4 protein-coding genes are annotated in these 1,790 nt (G+C 65.4%); all 4 read left to right on the top strand.

Features of this window, described 5'->3' with window-relative positions:
* The first annotated feature begins 161 nt into the window (after nt 1–161).
* The 4 genes from KME75_RS41265 (at nt 162) to KME75_RS41250 (ending at nt 1,777) form a co-directional block, all read left to right on the top strand.
* A complete protein-coding gene (locus KME75_RS41265; protein WP_219420420.1) occupies nt 162–518 on the top strand; it encodes a hypothetical protein in 357 nt (118 codons plus the stop codon).
* Complete coding sequence (locus tag KME75_RS47360; RefSeq protein WP_372452771.1) at nt 422–679, top strand: tyrosine-type recombinase/integrase; 258 nt, start codon at nt 422–424, stop codon at nt 677–679. Before KME75_RS41265 ends, KME75_RS47360 begins: the two co-directional genes overlap by 97 nt.
* A gap of 75 nt (nt 680–754) precedes the next feature.
* Entirely contained in the window at nt 755–1,315 is a 561-nt protein-coding gene (locus KME75_RS41255) for a tyrosine-type recombinase/integrase (RefSeq protein WP_219420418.1), read from the top strand.
* A 3-nt stretch (nt 1,316–1,318) separates the two neighbouring features.
* A complete protein-coding gene (locus KME75_RS41250) occupies nt 1,319–1,777 on the top strand; it encodes a transposase (protein WP_219420417.1) in 459 nt (152 codons plus the stop codon).
* Nucleotides 1,778–1,790: the final 13 nt, after the last annotated feature.

Raw genomic sequence — 1,790 nt, 5'->3', positions numbered from 1 at the left:
TCGCCGACCGCGCCAACATCGCCCACGCCCGACGAGACCTCCTCAACCGCGACGACGTCTTCACCGCGTACGGCATCTAACTGAATCCGACCAAACCGGACAAAGATCAACAACGCCGGGGCCCTGGCATGAGCGCCAGTCAATCGTTCGGGCTATAGGCAATGGCCAGCGTCGACGACCGATGGTACGTCTCGCGGAAGATGCCGGACGGCACCACGCGGAAGGTGCGGACCCCGCGCAACGGCACCGGGAAGCGATGGCTGGTGCGATGGCGCGACCACGCGGACGTCCCGCGGAAGAAATCCTTCGACCGGAAAGCCGACGCCGACCGCGAAGCCGCACGCATCGAGACCGAACTCGCGCGCGGCACCTACCTCGACCCCAAGGCCGGCGAGATCAGCTTCCGCGAGTACGCCGAGCAGTGGCGGCCGTGCAGTTCGCCGATCCCAACACGGCCCACCAAGTGGGCGTCCGATTCCGACTCCACGTCTACCCCACACTCGGCCACCTGCCGATGAAGACCGTGACCCCGTCGCACATCCGGCACTGGCTGCACGGTCTCACCATGGCCCGCAGCTACCAGCGCACGATCTTCGCCAACGTCTCCCAGGTCTTCACCCGCGGCGGTCGCCGACGACATCCTCGGCAAAAACCCCTGCCGCTCGCGCACCGTCCGTAAACCGGTCGCCGACCCACAACCCGTCGTGCCCTGGTCGACGGAATGGGTCGCCCGTGTTCACGCCTCCACGCCTCCTTGCCCGAGCGCTACGCGATCCTGCCTCCCTTGGCCGCCGGTGCCGGACTCCGGCAGGGCGAAATCTTCGCCCTGTCCCCCGACGACCTCGACTTCGACCGCGAGACCATCACCGTTCGCCGACAGGTGAAGCTCACCGCAAGCAACCAGCCCTACTTCGCCCTACCCAAGGGCAGGAAGACGCGAAGCGTCCCGATGCCCACCTCCGTTCGCGCCGCCCTCCTGGCTCACCTCGAGCGTTTCCCGGCGCGCACGGTGACACTCCCCTGGGACGGACCCGACGGCTCACCGGTCACCGTCACCCTGATCCTCACGACCCGCGAGAGCAAGCCGATCAACAGGCACTACTTCAACGCCAAAATCTGGAAACCCGCGCTGCACGCCAACGGCGTCCCCGCCACCCGCGACAACGGGTGCCACGCACTTCGGCACTACTACGCCAGCGTCCTGCTCGACGGCGGTGAGTCCATCAAGACCATCAGCGAGCGCCTCGGCCACTCTGGCGAGCCTCCCAGATTCCGGACACCGGACCCAATAAGGTCCGCACGGAATGGAGGTTGATCGATGCCGGAGCGACGCAGGAAGTTCAGTCCTGAGTTCAAGGACGAGGCCGTGAAGATGGTGACGGAGTCGTCGCGTCCGATCGCCGAGGTTGCTCGCGAGATCCAGGTGAACGAGGGCACCCTCGGGAACTGGGTGAGCAAGTACCGGGTCGAGCACGTCGACGAGGAACCACCACTGACGATCTCAGATCGAGCCCGTCTACGCGAGCTCGAACGAGAAAACCGTGAGCTGAAGATGAAGGCCGAGTTCCTGGGAAAGCGGCAGCCTTCTTCGCCCAGGAGTATCGGTGAGCGCGAGGTTCGAGTTCATCGATGCGCAGAAGGCACAGTTCCCCGTCAAGACGATGTGGTAACCATTCAGGTGGTTGAGGCGCAGGGTGGTGACCAGGGGTTCCCGGTGATGGCGTCGCGCAGTGCGGTGAGGACATCGGCGCCGTGTTTGCGGACGGTGGAGATGTAGCTGCGGATGCGCA

This window comes from Pseudonocardia nigra, from assembly GCF_019396355.1.
GTDB classification, from domain to species: Bacteria; Actinomycetota; Actinomycetes; order Mycobacteriales; family Pseudonocardiaceae; genus Pseudonocardia; species Pseudonocardia nigra.
Note: the sequence above shows the minus strand (reverse complement) of the source record. Positions and strands in the feature narration are given on the sequence as shown.

Bases quoted from the DNA above. Each gene is read 5' to 3' on its own strand.
- KME75_RS41265 (WP_219420420.1), top strand. From the start codon at position 162: ATGGCCAGCGTCGACGACCGATGGTACGTCTCGCGGAAGATGCCGGAC.
- KME75_RS41250 (WP_219420417.1), top strand. From the start codon at position 1,319: ATGCCGGAGCGACGCAGGAAGTTCAGTCCTGAGTTCAAGGACGAGGCC.